Source organism: Caloramator australicus RC3 (assembly GCF_000297115.1).
GTDB classification, from domain to species: Bacteria; Bacillota; Clostridia; order Clostridiales; family Caloramatoraceae; genus Caloramator; species Caloramator australicus.
This window is the reverse complement of sequence record NZ_CAKP01000082.1, coordinates 52,839-73,193: the sequence shown is the minus strand read 5'-3', so window position 1 is coordinate 73,193 and position 20,355 is coordinate 52,839. Positions and strand designations below refer to the sequence as shown.

The window sequence follows — 20,355 nt, the reverse complement described above, 5'->3', positions numbered from 1 at the left end:
AGGTTTAGATTCTTGAAACTTCAAGTAATTGATTTTGTTTTATGCTATACTTATTTCCATAAACCTTTACTTCATTATCCATATCTGAGAATATCTCTACTTTATCTTGTTTAACGGTGACTTTGATAATAGATCCTCTCCAATTTATCTTATACGATAATTCTTCCCAATTTTCTGGTGTCCATGGATTGATGTTTGGTATTTCATCATGGTCTATGCTCAATCCACCAAACCCAAATACAGCGCTCTGCCATGAGCCTCCTGTTGATGCAGCATGAAGCCCTAATGCTGCATTTCCTTGATTATCTTCAAGGTCAGTATATATTGTTTTCATAAAGTATTTATATGAATTGTGGGTATCACCAACAACAAGCCCCATTATCGAATACATAGATGGACTTAATGAGGATTTATGCATTGTTCTTTTTTCGTAGTATTCATAGTTTATCTTCTTGCTTTCCAAGTCAAACTCATCACCAAGAAGAAGCATAAGCATAACAACATCGGGTTGTTTTATAAGTTGTGTATCGTGAAGTTTATACCCCTTAAGGTCTGGCCACTTTGGCATTCCATTTTCGTCATATTCTGTAATTGGAATATCCAAAAGGTTAAAATAGCCTTCAAACTGCTCAATAAGCTTTCCATCCTTCGCCATCGGGATGTATATAAGCTCTATCTTCTTTTCCCATTCTTCAAAATCAGCATTTGATAATCCCAATTTATTACATAGTTTGTTGAGTAAAACTGGATTTTCTATCTTTAACATTTCAACAAGCTGAAGCGCTTTTATCATATTCCATCTTGCAAGATAGTTTGTATAAACATTGTTATTAACATGCTCGTGGAATTCATCAGGTCCTATAACTTTGTTTATTTCATATCTATTTTTTTCTTTGTTATATTCAAGTCTACTGTTCCAAAATTTAGCCGTATCTAAAATTATTTCTATACCATAATTATCAAGAAAATCTTTGTCCATTGTTGCTCTATAATATTCCCAAATAGCAAATGCAATATCAGCGTTTATATGAAACTCTTCATCTCCTGTCCATATTCTTACAGGATTTCCGTCATAGTCAAATCCCCACTTTGGCGTAACCTCAATTCCATCATCGGCAGATTCCCACGGAAATTGAGCTCCTTTGTAACCATTTAATTCAGCATTTTTTCTTGCACCATCCAAAGTATTATATCTATACATAAGTAGCGCCCTTGCAACCTTAGGATTAGTGTATATGAAGAAAGGCAGCATAAATATTTCAGTATCCCAAAATACATGTCCTTTATACCCTTCACCATGAAGGGCCTTTGCAGCGATGCTAACTTTATCATCACCATCGTAGGCTGAAGAGGATAATTGGAAAAGATTGAACCTTAATCCTCTTTGAGCTGCATCATCTCCCTTTATTTCTATATCGATTTTGTCCCAAAGGTTATTCCAATATTCTATATGCTTGTCCTTTTCAGATTCGTAGCCTTCCCTTATAAAATTAAAAAGTTCATCCTTTGCTTTGCTTATTATACTTTCCTTTGTATCCCTTGATGTATAAGTTACACCGTATTTAACTACTATGTATTCTTTTCCTTCCTTTACAAAGGATTCATAAACTTCCCTTGCAACTTCTCCAAATCTTCCAAACTTTCTTCTTATAAATATATTTCCTGATGGATTTTCTGAAAATAAAGTAGTTGCTTCTATAACTCGTATTTTTTTATCAATTGTAATACTCTTTAATGCTATTCCTGGTTTTAAATCTAATACATCCTCTACATCAAAATGTTTTGTCTTTAGAAAAGGATCTAAAGAACTATTTGTAACTGTCCCATCTATTATGTTTTCGATAAACATTTTAGATGAAAAATTAACAGGCGTTATTTTATACTTTGCTGCCCATCTGTGGACATTGTTTCGGCTGACGAATTTTTCAACTTCGACTTTTACAATTCGTCTACTTTGAAGCTTTAAAAGATATTTAGAATATAAAATTCCTTCCTTCATGTTAAGATTTCTTTCAAACTCTAAAACCTCGCTGTTATCTATATCTAACTGCTCATTATCAAAGTATATATTTAATACCAATGGGTTTTGACAGTTAACAATCTCAGTAACCTGTGCATCGTTCTTATCAAAAACTCCAGCAATAAAGTTTCCGCATTCTCCTTTTTTAGAAAAGTCCTGAACTCCTCTAAATCCCCTATAGCCATTTGCCAGAGTATAAATTGTTTCATATTTTCTGTTTTGGCTATTATCGTATTTTTCTAACTTAATCTCCCAAAGTGACTGCATCCCTTTACCTCCTAAAATTTCCGTAAACGTTTTTGTTAATTTTATTATAAAATAGTCAGAAATTAAATTCAATACTTAATTTTCTTTTTTATATCATAAAATATTAGATTTTTATACAATTTTTTTATTTATTTCGTTCATTTTTTTATTTATTACCAAAATCGTTTTTGGTATAATTTAAACATGATTTTCAGGAAGGAGGACAAAAATGATTAAAGGATGCATATTTGATTTGGATGGTGTTGTAGTTGATACTGCTAAATACCACTATCTTGCTTGGAAAAGGCTTGCTAATGAATTAGGCTTTGAATTTACTGAAAAGGACAATGAAAGGCTTAAGGGAGTTAGCAGAATGAAATCCCTTGAGATTCTTCTTGAAATAGGAAATTTATCCTTTGATGAAGAAACTAAACTAAAGCTTGCCGAAAAGAAAAATAATTGGTATGTGCAATACATATCGAAAATGGATGAATCTGAAATTCTTCCAGGAGTTAAGGAGTTTTTATCTCAACTTAAGGAGAATGGATATAAAATTGCATTAGGTTCTGTAAGTAAAAACGCAATGATAATACTTGAAAATACTAATTTAAAACAATACTTTGATGCTATAATCGATGGAAATAAAGTAACAAAGGCAAAACCTGACCCTGAAGTATTTTTAAAGGGAGCAGAAGAGCTCAATTTAAAACCCGAAGAATGTATTGTTTTTGAGGATGCAATAGCAGGAATTGAAGCTGCAAGAAGAGCTAACATGAAGGTTGTTGGAGTAGGTTCAAAGGAAATTTTAAAAGATGCTGATATGGTTATAGAAGGGTTTAAAAATGTATCAGTAGATATAATTAAGGCACTCTAATCGAGTGCCTTCAGACTGTTGAAAAAGTTGTTTTTTTGTAAGCCCCGTGAAGGATTTCCCTGGCATTCGCTCATTTCGCTAAGCAATTCTAAGCTTTTCTTTGTTTTCAAAAGTCCTACCCTCGTGAGCCGACATCCGTGTCGGCCACTCGGCTCTGCACGTCCGTGTGCAGAATTACGGACTTTTGAAAAGTCGAAAAGCAAGAATTGCTAAAGCTTATGAGAGATGCCTTTTTGAAATCCATTCACGGGGCTCTTGCATAGACTAAACATCAATGAGGGTTTGTCAATAGTCTGAAGGCAAAAAGGAAGTTCAAGACCGCATTCTTCAAGAAGTTTTTTATCTGTCAGAATATCCTTTGTATTACCATCAAAAACTATTTTCCCATTCTTTAAAAGTATTGTTCTTTTACAGGTTTCTAATACTAAGTCTAAGTCATGGGTTGCTATTATTTTTGTATGTTCAAATGAATTTAAAATATTTATTAATCTTCTTCTTGCCCCTGGATCTAAAAAGGATGATGGCTCATCCATAAGTAAAATATCCGGTTCCATAGAAAGAACCGTTGCTATTGAAACCATCCTTTTTTCTCCTCCGGATAACTTGTAGCTAAACTTATTCTTAAGATGTAGGGCACCTACCCTTTCTAAGGCTTTATCTACTCTTTTTTCAATTTCAATTTCATCTATTCCATAATTTCTAGGGCCAAAGGCTACATCATCGTAAACTGTATTCATAAAGAGCTGATCATCTGGATTTTGAAAACAATATCCTATTCTTTGTCTTATATATTTTAAAGTCTTTTTAGTCAGCTTTGTCTCTCCAATTATTATATCGCCATTGGTAGGGATTAATAGGCCCGATAAAAGCATTAAAAGGGTGGATTTACCTGCACCATTGGCTCCTATAAGTCCCACTGACTCGCCATGGGTTATTCTAAAGCTTATATCTTTTATTACTTCATTTCCTTGAGGATATTTAAAACTTACATTTTTAAGTTCAATCATATGGTGACTCATGTTACCACTCCTAAAATTAGCTCAAAGAATTTAACAACATCAAAAAACATTATAAGAACAAAATAAATAATCCAAAGTATTAAAAATATAATATCCTTATTAGCAAAGCTTATTTTTTTACCTATATTAAACTCTCCGTTGAATCCCCTTAGGATCATTGAATTATAAATATTCTTTGCTCTATCGTAAACCCTTAGAAAAAATCTTCCTAATATATTTCCTGCAAACTTTAAAGATATGCCCCCTTCACTTGACCTTAGCTCATAGGCATTAACTGATGTAATTAATTCCTCCGTAAAAATCAAAATATATTTATATGTCATCATAAGCTGTAAAACAAATATTTTAGGAACTTTTAAAGCTAAAAGCCCCTTTGCTATGTTGTCCATTCCAGTCGTTGCAATCAAAAGAAGGGAAGATAAAACTGTTAAAATGGATTTTATCAATAAACTTAAAAAAATTAATAATCCGTGTAAATTCCTTTCTATTAAAAGATTTAAAAAGCCTATCCCTAATATAAAAGGTAATGATATCACTGTTCTTTTCAATAAAGGTGCAATAGGGATGTCAGATAGAGAAATAATAATAACAGGATATAAAAAGAAGGGAATTAGCCTATTAACTTCATAGCCTTCTAAAGACACAACGCATATTATATATATTAAAGTTACCAAAATCTTTACTATAGGGTTTATCCTGTGGATTAAGCTTTTCCCCTCTGAACATTCATCTAAAAATCTAATTTGTCTTAATGAATAATTTAATTTAGACATACTATCACCGATTATACATTATTAGTCTTTTTAAAACGCTTTATTGCGTAACCTATTAATAAAATTACTCCTAATGTTGCTGAGCTTCCTAAAATTCCCGATGTGCTTGTTCCAATTTTCCCATCGGAATTTTCTTTAGCATTTTTAAAATTATAATCTGGCATTATTGAAACTTTTTCTTGAAGTTTTCCAAAATACTGATGAAAAGCCCCTTTTGCTTCTAGTTCTTCACTGCCTGTTGTTTTTAATATAGACCATTCTAAACCATCTGGATAACTAGATGCATACCAGGATAAAATTCCACCTGTTAAAGCAGTTATTAAAATAAAGGAAACTAAAATCTTTTTATAATTTAACTTTTCATTATGTTCTTTTTCCTTATCCTCTAGAATTTCAGGTTGAACTTTATAAACATAGCTTACAACAAAGGCTGTTATTATTCCTTCTACTATTCCAATCGCAAGATGTATAGGCTGCATAAGCAAGAGGAAAGTTGTAAATGGAAGTTCTGTTTTTCCTGACAACACCGTTTGAAGAACTACACTAAAGGCTCCAAGCTGTAAACTTACAATAGCAGATAGTATTGATGCTGTAAATATGTTCTTTTTGGAATATCCCTTTGAAATTATCTTTTTATAAATAAAAGGATAAGCTATAAATGCTGAATAAAATCCTAAATTTAATACATTGCAACCGTATGCTAAAAGGCCCCCATCAGCAAACAATAGTGCTTGAATTAAAAGTATTGTTGCCATAGTTATAAATCCTGCATAGGGACCTAAGAATATTGATAATAGCAGTCCTCCACCTAAATGTCCAGAGGAGCCTGTCCCTGGAATTGTAAAATTAATCATCTGCGCAGCAAATACAAAGGCACCCATAACTCCCATAAGAGGGATCTTTTTATCATCATATTCATATTTTATTTTATTTATTGAATAGTTAGTTGCGGCTGATGTTAAAATTATCATACTACCTCCAACCAATGGTGAAATTAAAGCATCTGACATGTGCATAAAAACCCCTCCTTAAAACAATAAACCCACGAAGGTTAAACCCTTCGTGGGCTTTTCTAAATTTAATTTATCACACCATAAACTTAAAGTCAATACTTTTATAGAGTTTCTTCACCTGGATGCCAATCTATTGGACAAAGTCCTCCAGTTTGAAGGGCAGCAAGAACTCTCAATGTTTCATCAACGCTTCTACCAATGTTTAAATCATGGATAACAGAATATCTAACATTTCCTTCGGGATCTATTATAAACAATCCTCTTAAAGCAACCCCATCTTCTTCTACAAGCACACCAAAGTCTCTTGAAACTGTCTTTGTAAAGTCAGAAGCAAGTGGGAAATTGATCTTTCCAAGGTTACCCTTAATCCAAGCTTGATGTGAATATTCACTGTCAGTGCTTACTGCAAGAAGCTCTGCATTTAATTTTTTAAATTCATCTACCCTCTTGCTGTAACCTGTAATTTCTGTTGGACAAACAAATGTAAAATCAAGTGGATAGAAGAACATAACAAGCCACTTTCCTTTATAGTCATCAAGTTTAACCTTTATAAATTCCTGTCCGTCGCCACTAACCGCCTTCATTTCAAAAATTGGTGCTTTTTTACCAACTAGTCTTTCCATAGTGTTACCTCCTTAAAATTTATATTAATTAATAATTATTATCTATTAATATTATACATCTTTTGTTTGTAGTTTACAAGTATATTTTTCCCTATTTTATAAAAATAATTTTAAAAAGCAGCTAATTTTAAGAAAGTTTATTTAACAACGAATATTATTATAAAATTAGTTAAAAATAAGTAAGAGAAATATAATATTTGGAGGTGTAAATATGACAAACATTACACCAACAATTGGTTGGGGTTGGTGGCTTTTAATTCATATTATCGCTATTCCTCTACTCCTTTATATAGGAAGTTCAATGATAAGAAGAGAAAGAAATAAGGAGGTATAAATATGTATACACCAAGGATGGGATGGACTTATTGGATTATACTCCATGTTATAGCTATTCCTTTGACAATTTACATTGGAACTTTATTTAGAAATAGAGAAAGAACAGGTGCAAGATAAAAAAACTCCACCAGGCAAATGGTGGAGTTTTTTATTAAATCAATAAAATTTCTATTTTTATCCTGTTGATAATTATATGCCTTTTGATGCAAAATAAGTTTAAAGACAAAAGAAAGGAGAAGACCGATGAAAAGATTTCTTTCACTTATAATTGCATTATTTATGTTAACATCTTGTAAAAGTAAACCTTTAGATATGGCAAAAGATTCACCAAAACCCCCAAGTTTAAATGAGCAAAATAAAGATATTAAAGGGGGAACAAAACACATAACAGAAAATGAAACAAATAAAGTTATCAATGAGATCTCACCTGAAGACGTAAAAGATTTAGAAACAGTAAAGAAAACTGATAATGAGATGATCGACAATAAAGAATACGATTTTGGACTTTCACCCAGCAGAAACCATATGCCCCCTGAAATTCCAAAGGCAATGCAAGAAATGTTTAAAAAATATGATGCCTATTATCTAGGAGATACAACCAAAAAAGAAATTTACCTTACCTTTGATGAAGGTTATGAAAATGGCTATACATCTCAAATTTTAGAAATCCTAAAAAAGAAAAACGTAAAGGCTGCATTTTTTGTAACAAGACCGTATATTAACCAAAACAAAGAACTTATTAAACGAATGGTTGAAGAAGGTCACATTGTCGGTAACCATAGTTCTACCCACCCATCTATGCCTTCTAAGGCTACAGATTTTAATAAATTTAAAAAGGAATTTGAAGATACTGAATTAGCCTTTAAAGAGGTTACTGGGCAAGAAATGCCAAAATTCTTCAGGCCACCTATGGGTAAATTTAGCGAAAGATCCCTCTATTATACTCAAAAATTAGGATATAAAACTGTATTTTGGAGCTTTGCCCACAAAGATTGGCTTGTTAATGAGCAGCCGCCTGTAGAAGTAACAATTGAAAGGGTCATGAATAGATATCACAATGGAGAAATAATGCTCCTTCATGCTGTATCTAAAAGCAATACCGAGGCTTTGGAAACCATAATAGATAAACTTCACGAATTAGGATATGAGTTTAAACCATTAACCGAATTAAAGTAGGCACTATACTTTAAACAAAGTGCCTACTTTTTTAATCCTTTATCTCAAATTCACAATTTACTACGGCTGTTATCTCTTTATTTATTGACATAGTATCGAATATTCCATAATCCGATACTTCCGTAGAATAAGGTGCTGTAATTTGAAAAACACCCATTTTCGCTGATTTTAACTTGCCTATTTTAATCCCTGTATTTTTGGCAATTTGTTCTGCTCTTTGCATTGCATCCTTGGTTGCAAGCCCTAACATATCCACCTTTAAGTCAGCAATTTTTGTGTAATAATATTGTGAATGTAAATTTTTATACCAAAAGTTTTCCTTGAGGGTAGGTTTTAATTCCTTAGGTTTTATGTTCCCCTGCTTTATATTGTAGTTTGCTACATTCCAAAGTTTAGAGGCAGAATATGTTAGATGCCTTAATATTATTTTTTGTTCCTTTGTAGGTTTAAGCTGGATTACTATTACTCTTGTTACTTCCATCATTGCACCCCCTTTCGTTTAGTATATACTTCTTATTATATACTATATTTTCAATTTTCCAAGTTAGTATATACAATTCATCTCCCACCTAAAGAGGTGGGAGTCTTCTTGCAGTAAATTGTGATAAATTCTTTTATAAAAATGGTTCTATAATAAATGTTGGGGTGGTAAATAAACCTCAACATTTTTTCTTTAAATACAAAAAAGCACTTTATTCAGATGCCAGCTTTGCTAAAATATAATTAACCCACAAAATATTTTGATTGGCCTTTTTGTCATGCCCATTTTTAAAGCTTTTGCTTAACTTAATCTCAATTACATAAAAACTCCTTGGAAATTTACAAGGGCGGGCATCTGAATAATTTGCCCACCCCAACTATTGACATAGAACCTTATTTTTAAGCAAGAAAAAAACAGGGTCCAAAATTCCCTGTTAAGTTATCAATATAAGATTATTATTGGCATTACCAATTATTTAGCAATGTATTTGAAATTTCTTTAAATCTTTCATCAGCTATACCAAGTTTTTTCTTAAATTTTTCATCTTCTATTCTTGTGACAATTATCTTGTCAGGAGATATTTTTTTAATAGTATTTTTTATCATCTGAATTGATTCTTCATCATCGTTATAACCTTTAATTATAGTTATTTCTAATATAAATTTACCATTGTATTGTTTATTAAAGGAAACCATGTTTGAAATATATTCTTCTAACGTATACCCTTCAATCGGTCTTTGGATTTTTTGAAAATCCTCTTCTTTTATTACTTTTATCTCTCCAATAACCTCATCACATTTATCAGCAATTTTCATATATTCATCTCTACCCAGTAAATATCCATTAGAAAGCAGTCTTACAGGTAAACCTTTATCTTTAATTAGATCAATAATATCGCCAATTTTATCATTGATTAAGGCTTCTCCTTTTGAGTTAATAAAGACTAATTCTGCTTTTGTATTTTCAATAATGATTTCCAGTTCTTTTAATGAATTTTCCATTTCATCAAATGACTTTTGGGTATCCACCTTATTTTGCGACCTTCCTATAGGACAAAATATACAGTCAAAGTTACAATACTTTTCAGGAAGTATATTTACCTCCAGTACCCTCCTTCTATCTTCAATATAAATATCTTTATAACTGAAAACCCCCATCACCTTATCCTCCTTAAATTACTTTATTAATATTTCTTTATTGTTAATATCAAGAATTGAAATCTTACATGTTCCGCCTAGATTATCCTGTACTGTTTTTGCCAAATCTTTCAAAGCATTCTCAAACGCTTCTGTTCTTTTTTCATCAATTAATTCGATGCACAAAAAAGCATTCTTTGTATTTTCAGTGATCATTGTTCTTACTGATTCCCGCCAATTCCAACACCTGCAAATTGCTCCTACATCATCTTTATATACTATCTCACCTTCATATGGAGGTTCACTTTTATCCGTTCCTAATGTAATAAAATTTTCATTACCAACAGCCTTAGTCAATCTAATATCACCAACAAATGTATCAATATCCTCACCACCACATGGTAATGCATATCTTAATGATATACAGTTATAAATGTCAACTAGCGGATTAATAGTCCTTAAATGGTTCCCGTTATGCACTCTCTTTAATAACGCCTCAATAGATGACCTTGCACCCTTTTTTGTTTTAAACTTTTGAAATGCCTCTCTCCAAACTTTTATTACTTCGTTACTGCTAAATTCTTCATTCTGTAGATATTTTAAGGCTTCCTTTTCTGCCTCTAAAAGCATTTCTTTGTATTTCTCTTCATTCTTTATGGAGTTATCTATACCATTGCAGATAATGATTCCTATCTTTGCATAAGGAAATAAACTCCAAAAATCATCTTCAATAACGAACTTTTTCATTTTAATTCCTCCTCATATTAAAATAAGATAGCTACATATTTTACGCTTAACACTTATTTTCGGTAAAGTAATACTTATTTTTTATTCTTTCTAAACTATATGAGATTATTAGTCTAACGATATTATTTTTAGACCAACGATTCCAACAACTATAAATACAATACAAATCAGACGCATCAAATTAATCGGTTCTTTAAATAAAATAATACCTAAGACTACACTACCAATAGTTTGGATTTATGTCAATATAGTAGACACAAAAGCTCAAATTTTTATGCAGTTTTTCTTAAAGCATCTTCAAGCTGTTGAGGAGTCATATAACCGATACTGCTATGAGGCCTTTTTCTGTTGTACCAGGATTCTATATATTCAAATATAGCTAGCCTTGCAGCATCAAAGTCATAGTATGTAGCTAAGTTTACTTCTTCCTTTTTTAGTGTAGCATGAAAGGATTCTATACAAGCATTGTCATAGGGACATCCCTTGCCGCTAAAGGAATGAACTATATTATGTTCATTAAGATAATCATCAAATTTAGAGCTTGTATATTGGGAGCCCAAATCACTGTGGAGTATAACAGTATTCTTTGGTTTTTGAGTTATGTAGGCATTTTCTACAGCCTTTATAGCTAGTTCTGTATCCATAGTCTTTGAAAAAGCATAGCCAATAATTTTCTTTGTATGAAAATCCAAAACTGAAGCAAGATAGCACCATCCGTCTTTAAGTGTATAAATATAAGTTATATCAGTAACCCATTTTTCATTTATTGTAGTTGTTGAAAAATCTCTTTTCAAAACGTTTTCTTTAGCCTCTATTTTGCTTTTGGAAGAGTGAGGTCTGAATTTTTTGATAATTATGGATTTTATATTTAGTTTTTTCATAATCCTTTGGACTCTCTTAAGGCTTATGGCATGTCCTCTTTCTTCACGAAGCACTTTATGTATTTTGGGAGCACCATAACGACCTTTACTATCTTTATAGATCTTCAGTATTTCTTCCTCGTACATTGTTAAACAGCATATTATTCCATCCAAAAATCAGGTCAAAAATTCAAATTATTTTAACCTCGTATATTTCTATGGGATGAAATAACTTGCATTCTTTTAAGTCAAATTTCTCCGTCTTTGTCGATGCATAATTTTTTATTTTTTTACAAATAATCATATTAAACCGAACAACAAAAGAATAGGGGAAAAGCCCACTCTTTTAAATCAACGCTTTTCCCCTAAATCTGAAATTTTGTTGTTCTTTAATTATGATTATATCCAAATTTTCTAACTTTATTCATCCATATTTGTCTTTAGGGGAAGCTTCTTTTTATCCAACTCAATATGGCTGTAAAAATTGTGGCTATTTGGGTAAGCTCCATAGGCATGGATACTATTATCGCAACGTCATTACCGTCTTTGGAACTTACAAAATCAAAGTTCTACGTGTTAAATGCCCATCTTGTAAAAAAACTCATGCCCTTTTACCTCACTTTCTTGTCCCATATTTTCAATACTCTTTTTATACTATTCTTTTTCTTCTATTCCTTAATTTTGTCATGGATTTTTCATATAGTGAAATTATTTCTCATGTTAAGAAATATAAATCTCTCTGTGCTCTTAATCATTCTTCTTTAAGTAGATTTCACTCAAGATTTATCTCTAAATTTAATGAAATCAAATCGTTCTTTGCTAATTTTACTGACATTTATCCTGAGGTTGATTTAAATAATTTAGGCATTTTGATTAAATACATCCTTTCTTATGAAAGAAAAAATATATCTTTCAATACTTCATACTTTGATTCAATGCCTTCATATTTCTTTTCTTCTTAGTTAGGAGTAATACTATTAAGGAGAGTATCCCTTTTTTGCTTTTTTTGATTCCTTTTGCAATTTATTTAAGCATTTTTTGTTCCTTTTATGTCCCGCTTCATATTGTTTCATTTCCATTTTGCCCATGTATTTCCATTTTACTCTCATCCAATTCATCCCACATAATTTGATAAGGATATGTTCCTTAGAATTTGTCCATAATTTTAGTATAAATTAAAAAGGAGGTTTTGTTATGGATGAAGATTTAAGGCAAAAGATTGCTCTTTTTCGTTATTCTCTCATTGCACCAGTCATCACCAATACATATACTCAATCTTCAGTAAAAGAATATTTTCAAGAAATTTGTGCTAAACAGTATGATACTCCTGCTGGTAAAAAAGAATTTGCTCCTTCTACTGTTAAGGATTGGCTTCGCTTGTATAGAAAGTATGGTATTAATGGTCTTTATCCTAAGTTTAGAAAGGATAAGGGTAATTTCAGAAAATTATCCGATGAAGCTAAAGAATTTATCTTATCCTGTAAGGCTGAATTTCCTTCTCGCTCTGCTAAGTCCATTTATTTTGAATTAATTGCCCGTGGATATTTTTCTTTAGGCGAAATTTCTCTTTCAACTGTTCAAAGGTTTTTAAGCAAAAGTTCCCTTCCTTTAGAAAACAAATCAGCTGAAAGAAGGGCTTTTGAATTTGAATATCCTAACGACTGCTGGCAGTCTGATATTTCCTCTGGTCCATACTTAACTATCGACGGTAAAAAACATAAAACATATATTATTGCTTTCTTAGATGATGCTTCAAGATTAGTCGTTAGCTGTAGAGCCTTCTTTGAGGATAATTTCGTCTCTCTTTTATCAGTTTTTAAAGACGCTGTTTCTAAAAGAGGCATCCCTAAGAAAATATTCGTTGATAACGGTAAGGTTTACAAGTCTGAACAAATGGAGTTTATCTGTGCTTCTTTAGGAACTATCCTTTGTTTTGCAAGACCATATTCTCCTCAATCAAAAGGCAAGATTGAAAGGTGGTTTAAAACTCTGCAGGAACAGTGGCTTAGTAGTATTGATTATTCTAAATTTTCTTCCCTTGAGGAATTAAATGTGTCCTTGCAAGAATATGTTGAAGGTGTCTACAATGTCAGTTATCATTCATCAATAAAGCAAAAGCCTATTGAAAAATATATGAAGCATATTGAAAAGATAAAATTTATCCCTTCAAAACAGGAGATTGACTATATGTTTCTTTATCGCGTTACTCGCAAGGTTAGAAATGACTGCACCATCCAAATACTCAACTTATCCTTTGAGGTTCCTTTTAAGTATGTTGGTGAAAGAATTAATGTTCGTTATGACCCTTCATCTTTAGATAAAGCCTATATTTTTTCTGATGACAATCGTATTTTGGATACTATTTACCCAGTTAACAAAATCGACAATTCTAAAGTTAAAAGGCAAAAAAACATTAAACCTATTGATTTTTCAAGTTTTTCTACAAATCCAAAGGAGGTTTAATTATGTTTACTGCTTTTTATGGCCTTTCCTTCGACCCTTTTCAAAAGGATATTGATAATAAATTTTTCTTTAAATCAAATGACTTTAATCAAGCCCTTTCAAGACTTGATTTTTTAAAAAATGTTAAGGGTTTTGGGCTTTTAACTGGAGAGCCTGGCTCTGGAAAGTCTTCTCTTTTAAGATATTTTGTTAATTCTCTAAATCCTAATCTTTTTAAATGTGTATATATTCCTCTATCTACTCTAACTGTTATGGATTTTTACAGGGCCCTTTGTGATGGCCTTGGTATTATTCCATCATTTAAAAAGGTTTCTATGTTTAAGCAGATACAAGAATCGATATACACATACTACCACAGCAAAAACATAACCCCTGTCATTATATTGGATGAAGCTCAATTCCTTAAAAATTCAATACTTGATGATTTAAGGATAATTTTTAATTTTCAGATGGATTCTAAAGATTGTGCTGTTCTTATTCTTTCTGGTCAAACCCAATTTATATCTCAAATTCAAAGGCAACCCCATGAAGCATTAAGGCAAAGAATTGTTGTAAATTATTCTCTAAAGAGATTAACATTGGATGAAGTTAAGCTCTATATTCCTTATATGCTTAAAATTGCTGGCTGCAGTGAGCCTATATTTACCGAAGATGCACTTGAACTTTTATATTCAAGCTCTAATGGCCTTTTAAGACCATTAAATGCAATTGCAAGAATGAGTTTGATTGCTGGAGCTAACAAAAACACAAGGGTCATTGATAGTGAAGTTATTTACGAAGCTCAGTCTGAGGTTAATATTTCGGCTTAATCTTGAGGGGTTATCCCTCACTTTTTCATGTTTGTTTAAGACTAAATAATTTGACTTTTTTGTTGTTTTTTTGTGGTGCAAATTATTTCATCATTGGATTTTTAGCAATTTTTAAATGTTTTTTAGGTTAAATTAATTTGACTTTTTTGAGATGAAATAATTTGCTCCGTAACATGATATAGTTTCCTCAACATTTTTTATTAATTTAGTAGTGAAATTTATTAAATGTTGTTGTATAATATTATTCAAAAGAGACACCCCCTTATTGGTTTGTGTGTTTTTTTCACTTTTATTTTATCACAGGGGTTGTCTCTTTTAAATTTTTGTCTTTTTTCGTCCTACAATAATTTTACACTATGCAACTTTATACATAATAAATAATGTATTTTCAGAAAATGAGTATACCTGCATTAAATGTACATCCATCTTGTCTCCTCAACCCCTATGAAAAAAGGCCGTTATCTAATCTGTCAACTCAACCCTGCTAATTTTGGAGTTCAAATTTTACCTCAAAAATAATCGTCGATATGTTCCCATGTACGTATTTTGAACCTTTAGGTTGAGTAGACAACTTGGATGTACTTCCGGAAACCTAGTAAAATAAAGGCTTACAACCTTGACATCAACACCACACACTCCACATGTGAGAATTGCTGACGATAGATATCTTTTTAAAAAATATTGTTTGATGTAGCAAGGTCTGTTTAATTTATATTTCTTAACAAAATCTTTTCATACAATTTTACATAAGTTATTATATTTGACACAAAAATACAGGAGCAATTTGCTACTATTAGCATTTTGATCCTATATTTTTTAACTATAGTCTTGCATTAATACTCTTTTAATTTGTGTATGATTAACTTTAAACTTAAGTTTTTCACTTAAACGTCTTGCTATTTCTCTTAAGCTGATTCCATCTTGTATTAAATTTTGAACTTCAGATTTATTTTTTATTATCAAGTCCATTTTAGTTTGTGTCTCAGGTATTTTAAGTCCTCTTTTTCCCATTTCTTTAATATATACCTCTTTTATTAATTGACCTGGTATAGCCTTACTAATACCCTTTTCTTTTGATAATAAAATACCAATTTTTCTATAAGAATAACCATAATCATTTCTATATATCAAAATTTTATCTATGTTATCTAATACAATCTCTTTTTGCGTTATTTTTTTAAAGTGAAATTTTTTATTCTTATAGTATCTATTCATTATGGTTTTCTTATCTACTTTTTTTCCTATAATACTTGAAATTTCTTTTGATATATTTTCAAAACTTTTTCCTTCGATATCTTTTAAATAAATTATCTTATCAATATATTTATCTAAATCCCAATACCTATATTGCCTATTTTTCTTAACTTTATCTTCAATATTATCTTTTTGTGTTCCCAACTCTAAATGAGAAGGTCTTACACATCTTGGGTTATCACATTTATGCATAATAACTTTTCCCTCAAGCATTTTTTCATCGTTGTCTGTTGTAAATACATATCTATGAGCAAATACTTTTTTATTTTTATCATAAACATATGGATATGCATAACCATCTTGAAAATCTACTTCTATACATTTATTCTCATCATCAAAATATTTATCTAATTTAATTAACGCTTCAACTTTTTCTTTATTTTCCATATCAATGTCTTCCCACATTTTGCATTTAATAATCAAATTAAATATCTCATCAGGTAATGCTATTTCATGATTGCTTCCTTCAAATTTAACCTTTATAAAATTACAAATATCTTCTTTTCGTTCTCCCTTAGCATTTAGATACTTAACTAAATATATATTTTCTTTCGTTAATTCTAATGTAGTATATTGTTGCTTCAAAGGAAGATTTCTTTTACTTTCTTTCTTGTTTACTACCTTCAAATGATTAGGATTCATGCAATCTTTTCTATTGCAAATACGATATATACATTCATCATCTTGAATTTGTCTCCCAATATTTTTAGTCACTATAGACCCTATTACCCTTTTATTCCCAATAACCGGATATCCGTCTTTATCTAAATCCCCTGGATACTTTATACAATACAACAGTACCACCTCCTTTTTAAATTTTGGAACTATTAACTTTGTTTTATATTATATTTTTTTATCAAAATTTTATTTTAAAAAGTAAAATTTTTTTATCAAATAATATTTACTTTTTATAAATTTCATTTATATAGTTACAAATTTCCTTGTAGAATAAAACAAAAGAAGTATCATCATCTTGATGTTCTAAAAAAGAATAAATATCAATTATATCTGACACATTTCTAAATTCTGATATTCTCATATTAGTTGAAGCATATTCCCCTTCAACCACAATAATTCCAATACCATTACAATGCTTGTTAGCTTCTTCAATAAATCTTATTATTTCAACATCATATTTAGGTAAAACATACGCATCTACACTTTTATCATCAAATATTGAAAGCACTGTATACATATCTTTATCCCCTTCCATATTATTATGAGACCTTTACTTTAATAAAAATTATAATAAATAATCACTTATATGTCAAATATATTCCTTTTTTGTAATATTTTGTATTTTATAGTATATAAAAAATATGCAATGGATTAAATAACATTGCTTATTTTTCAATCCTTTTTCTTAAAATAATTATTATTAAAAATCCTATAAAACAAAAAGGGAGTAAATACTTACCCCTCTTATTTCTATTAAACAAATATCTCATAGCAAATAAGTCTTATCTCTTTATTATTAATATCTTCATTATTTTTATCTATTTCTACATACGAAAGAATCTCGTCTAATTTATCTAAAAATTCCTCATCCGTTAGATTATCTATATTTAATTCCTTTAATTTCATAAGCGTGCCTTTGTGTAAGGGTTGCATTATCTTTTTTCTTCTTAATCTTTGTTCTGGTTTTATTCTACTTCTAAATTTTATATCTCCCAGCATATCTTCGATTCTTTCCATTATTTTTCTTTGTATTGGATCAATTTCTTTAATAGATGCCCTTACTTGTCTTAAATTGTTCTGAATATTCTCTACGTATTTTTCTCCTTCTTTTAAAATCCCTTCTATATCCCAATTTATATTTAATTTTAATGGTTTCCATCTTATTTTTTTACCATTTGATATAATACTATAAACTAAAGATTTATTGGATATAATTTGATTTGTAATAATGTCATAAAATAATAGATAATTTTCACTTCCTACCTTAAAAAACATAAATACTCCTTTATTTTTATCACTTCGAACAATAGAAAAAATTCCATCTTTTAAAGCTTTAACATAATTTCTAATACTATCATTTTGAATAATAAATTCGTTATAATCCTCCAGCATATATTCTTCTGAAGGAATTATTGATTCTCTTTCTTCCTCTAATTCATCCAATATATTAGAATCGTTACATTTTGCTAATTCCCTTAATTTTTCTATATTATCATTAAAAGTCAAATCATTTATCCTTTTATCTTCTGAAATTATTTTATTTTCATTGCCGACGGTTTCATTTATATAATTAATTTTCTTTTCTAATCGTTCAACAAGGTTTAATATTTCATCAAGTTTGTCATCAGGCATAAAATTATAAATATATATATCATCAAATTTAGTTGTAATTCTATCAATTCTTCCTTCCCTTTGAATAATTCTTACAGGATTCCATGTTAAATCATAATTTATAATAATATTGCAATCTTGCAAATTTTGTCCTTCAGATAGAACATCAGTAGAAATTAAAATATCAATTTCTTTATCATCATTATCTAACCTTGGATTAAAAGATGGTGAAAATCTGCTTATAATTTTTTCTTTTCTTCCACTTTTGCTATTTTCACTATCTATCTCTTCAACAATTCCAAAATCTGTATCTAATAAATTTTTATATAAATACCTTGCTGTATCGCTAAACTCTGTGAAAATAAGAACTTTTTTACCACGTAATTTTTCATTAATAAAATTTATTAAAGTTTGTAGTTTCATATCTTTATCCGCATCTATATTTCTAATTTTTTGCAAAATAAAATCAAAACTCTCGTAATCTTTTTCAAATAGTTCTTTTAATTTATCTATATCAGCATTATACTGACTTATATCGATCTTTATATTTTCATCTTCTATGTCAAAATCCTCAGAATTTAAATTTGCTAAAATATCTTTCTTACACAACAGATACCCTTTTTCAATTCCTCTTAATACCAACTCGCAATATTTTTTCTGTTTTTCTATCGAAATTCTAAATGCTTCTATTGAGCTTTCAAATCTTTTTAAAAAGATTGTTTTCATTAATGCTTTTGTAAACGCTTCCTGTTTCTCCGTTAATTTTTCTCTTGTTATAATTGGTAAATTTAAATTCTGTAAAATTTTGGATATTTCCTCAAAAATATTATATCCATATACATGAGCAATATTATAGTTTATCTTAAACAAATGTCTTTTAGGGAATTTAAATTCTTTTCCTTCATAATTCAACTTGTTTCCATATTTTTTCTTTATAAAAGTTCTACTTCTTCTTATCATTACTTCATTTAATATGTCCATTATTTTATTTTTATTACCTTCATAATCTCTAAATACTTCATAAATACTCTTAATCCCTAATTTATTCTTAAATTCATCATCTTTTAAAAATAATACAAGCAAATTATATAAGTCTTTTATAGAATTATTTATTGGTGTTGCTGTTAGTTGAATTACTTTTTTATCCATAATCACTTTAATTAACTCTTTATACCTATTTGCTGTTTCATTTCTAAAATTATGTGCTTCATCAATTATAATTACTTGAACATTTTCAAAATCTTTTTGTTCCACACCATCTCTTCCTATACTTTCTTGAGAAACTATTTTTATCGGTATTTGAAACTCATCTATTACAACTTCCCAATTTGATTTTAAAGATGCAGGACAAAATATCAAAGCATTCATCCTATTATTAATAAAATATCTTAATAAACCCTTTGCGATATATGTTTTTCCAAGTCCCACACTATCTGCAATTATTACTCCATTATAATTTTCAAGTATTTGTAATGCTCTTTTGACTGCAAATTTTTGAAATTCAGCTAAATCATCTAAATTAAATTTTATATCTTTATTTAAGAAATTATTATCCTTGTAAAATTCATATAATGTTTTTAATAAAATATCAAACGGAGAATAATCTAATTTTTCAACAGTTATATTTTCATCAATAATTCTTAAAAGATCTTCATTAAAATCTTCTGCTTCATTCCATATCCTTTTAAACCATTCTTTTACTTTTTCAACTTGAGATGGTTGCCTTAATACTGCATTGAGTTCCGTATTTGCTAAATTACCATCTCCCAATCCCCTTTTTGAAAAATTACTTGATCCAACAATTGCATAGCTTTCTTGCATTTCACCATTATATAAAACATCAAATATATATGCCTTTGAATGAAATTTATCCTTAACATATATCTTAAAATCTATTTTCCCTTGTTTTATTAATTCTGATAACTCATAGACGTTTATTTTTTGATCGTCATTTAAATATTTTATGTCTTTTTCTATTTCATTTTTTATATAGTATTTTTTCCTTAAATTATAACCTTCAGCAATTTCTTCAGCTGTTATCCTATCAGTTTCATCTCCAATAACAACATTGATTTTACAATTATCATTAATATTTTCTTTTACTAAATCAAACCCACTAATGTAGAAATAGCCGGTTGCCATTTCTACATTAGTAGCATATTTTAATAGCTTATTGATTGTATCTTTAAGAAAATGTTCTCTATTATCAATTATTTCTGGTATATTTGTTCCCATC

General features: G+C 29.7%; 17 protein-coding genes and 2 pseudogenes. 6 read left to right on the top strand and 13 right to left on the bottom strand.

Features of this window, described 5'->3' with window-relative positions; translation table 11 throughout:
- Window positions 1-4: 4 nt before the first annotated feature.
- Window positions 5-2,287, bottom strand: a complete 2,283-nt coding sequence (locus CAAU_RS07685; RefSeq protein ID WP_008908872.1) for a glycoside hydrolase family 65 protein — start codon at window positions 2,285-2,287, stop codon at window positions 5-7.
- Window positions 2,288-2,495: 208 nt separating this feature from the next.
- Between CAAU_RS07685 and pgmB the strand changes: the two genes are divergently transcribed.
- Window positions 2,496-3,140: a beta-phosphoglucomutase gene (gene pgmB / locus CAAU_RS07680; protein ID WP_008908871.1), complete on the top strand. Its 645-nt coding sequence runs from the start codon at window positions 2,496-2,498 to the stop codon at window positions 3,138-3,140.
- A gap of 209 nt (window positions 3,141-3,349) precedes the next feature.
- Here the strand turns inward: pgmB and CAAU_RS07675 are convergent, their stop codons facing one another.
- The 4 genes from CAAU_RS07675 to CAAU_RS07660 all read right to left on the bottom strand — a co-directional run bounded on the left by CAAU_RS07675 (window position 3,350) and on the right by CAAU_RS07660 (window position 6,568).
- Window positions 3,350-4,159 carry an energy-coupling factor ABC transporter ATP-binding protein gene (locus CAAU_RS07675; protein WP_008908870.1) on the bottom strand — a complete coding sequence of 270 codons (810 nt, stop codon included), beginning with the start codon at window positions 4,157-4,159 and terminating at the stop codon, window positions 3,350-3,352.
- Window positions 4,156-4,932, bottom strand: coding sequence for an energy-coupling factor transporter transmembrane component T family protein (locus CAAU_RS07670; protein ID WP_008908869.1), 777 nt, complete (start codon window positions 4,930-4,932; stop codon window positions 4,156-4,158). The genes CAAU_RS07675 and CAAU_RS07670 overlap by 4 nt, the downstream gene beginning before the upstream one ends.
- Window positions 4,933-4,943: 11 nt before the next feature.
- The gene (locus CAAU_RS07665) at window positions 4,944-5,948 is read right to left on the bottom strand and encodes an energy-coupling factor ABC transporter permease (RefSeq protein ID WP_008908868.1); all 1,005 of its coding nucleotides are present in this window, start codon (window positions 5,946-5,948) and stop codon (window positions 4,944-4,946) included.
- Between the two features lie 98 nt (window positions 5,949-6,046).
- A complete protein-coding gene (locus CAAU_RS07660) occupies window positions 6,047-6,568 on the bottom strand; it encodes a peroxiredoxin (RefSeq protein WP_008908867.1) in 522 nt (173 codons plus the stop codon).
- 211 nt (window positions 6,569-6,779) lie between these two features.
- Between CAAU_RS07660 and CAAU_RS15415 the strand changes: the two genes are divergently transcribed.
- Both CAAU_RS15415 and pdaA read left to right on the top strand, forming a co-directional pair.
- Complete coding sequence (locus CAAU_RS15415) at window positions 6,780-6,902, top strand: hypothetical protein (protein ID WP_008908866.1); 123 nt, start codon at window positions 6,780-6,782, stop codon at window positions 6,900-6,902.
- Between the two features lie 245 nt (window positions 6,903-7,147).
- Window positions 7,148-8,080, top strand: a complete 933-nt coding sequence (gene pdaA / locus CAAU_RS07655) for a delta-lactam-biosynthetic de-N-acetylase (RefSeq protein ID WP_008908864.1) — start codon at window positions 7,148-7,150, stop codon at window positions 8,078-8,080.
- Window positions 8,081-8,111: 31 nt separating this feature from the next.
- On the opposite strand, the gene CAAU_RS14880 is transcribed toward pdaA, so the two are convergent.
- The 5 genes and pseudogenes from CAAU_RS14880 to CAAU_RS07635 form a co-directional block, all read right to left on the bottom strand.
- Entirely contained in the window at window positions 8,112-8,561 is a 450-nt protein-coding gene (locus CAAU_RS14880) for an SIMPL domain-containing protein (protein WP_008908863.1), read from the bottom strand.
- 464 nt (window positions 8,562-9,025) lie between these two features.
- Window positions 9,026-9,718 (bottom strand): radical SAM protein, encoded by a 693-nt coding sequence (locus CAAU_RS07645; protein WP_008908861.1) that lies wholly within the window; start codon window positions 9,716-9,718, stop codon window positions 9,026-9,028.
- A gap of 18 nt (window positions 9,719-9,736) precedes the next feature.
- Window positions 9,737-10,444, bottom strand: coding sequence for a B3/B4 domain-containing protein (locus tag CAAU_RS07640; protein ID WP_008908860.1), 708 nt, complete (start codon window positions 10,442-10,444; stop codon window positions 9,737-9,739).
- 108 nt (window positions 10,445-10,552) lie between these two features.
- Window positions 10,553-10,681 (bottom strand): annotated as a pseudogene (locus CAAU_RS15675) (DMT family transporter); the annotation flags it as partial.
- Window positions 10,682-10,716: 35 nt separating this feature from the next.
- Window positions 10,717-11,442: pseudogene (locus CAAU_RS07635) on the bottom strand (IS3 family transposase); the annotation flags it as partial.
- A gap of 257 nt (window positions 11,443-11,699) precedes the next feature.
- On the opposite strand from CAAU_RS07635, the gene CAAU_RS15200 reads away from it, so the two are divergent.
- The 3 genes from CAAU_RS15200 (at window position 11,700) to CAAU_RS07625 (ending at window position 14,576) form a co-directional block, all read left to right on the top strand.
- Complete coding sequence (locus CAAU_RS15200) at window positions 11,700-12,266, top strand: DUF6431 domain-containing protein (RefSeq protein WP_008908857.1); 567 nt, start codon at window positions 11,700-11,702, stop codon at window positions 12,264-12,266.
- A gap of 232 nt (window positions 12,267-12,498) precedes the next feature.
- On the top strand, window positions 12,499-13,767 hold the full coding sequence (locus CAAU_RS07630) for a DDE-type integrase/transposase/recombinase (protein ID WP_008908855.1): 1,269 nt from the start codon (window positions 12,499-12,501) through the stop codon (window positions 13,765-13,767).
- 2 nt (window positions 13,768-13,769) lie between these two features.
- Window positions 13,770-14,576 (top strand): ExeA family protein, encoded by an 807-nt coding sequence (locus tag CAAU_RS07625; RefSeq protein WP_008908854.1) that lies wholly within the window; start codon window positions 13,770-13,772, stop codon window positions 14,574-14,576.
- A gap of 816 nt (window positions 14,577-15,392) precedes the next feature.
- On the opposite strand, the gene CAAU_RS13940 is transcribed toward CAAU_RS07625, so the two are convergent.
- The 3 genes from CAAU_RS13940 to CAAU_RS07610 form a co-directional block, all read right to left on the bottom strand.
- Window positions 15,393-16,625 (bottom strand): HNH endonuclease signature motif containing protein, encoded by a 1,233-nt coding sequence (locus CAAU_RS13940; RefSeq protein ID WP_008908853.1) that lies wholly within the window; start codon window positions 16,623-16,625, stop codon window positions 15,393-15,395.
- 106 nt (window positions 16,626-16,731) lie between these two features.
- Complete coding sequence (locus CAAU_RS07615) at window positions 16,732-17,025, bottom strand: hypothetical protein (RefSeq protein WP_040306248.1); 294 nt, start codon at window positions 17,023-17,025, stop codon at window positions 16,732-16,734.
- 236 nt (window positions 17,026-17,261) lie between these two features.
- Window positions 17,262-20,354, bottom strand: a complete 3,093-nt coding sequence (locus tag CAAU_RS07610; protein WP_008908851.1) for an SNF2-related protein — start codon at window positions 20,352-20,354, stop codon at window positions 17,262-17,264.
- Window position 20,355 lies beyond the last annotated feature (1 nt).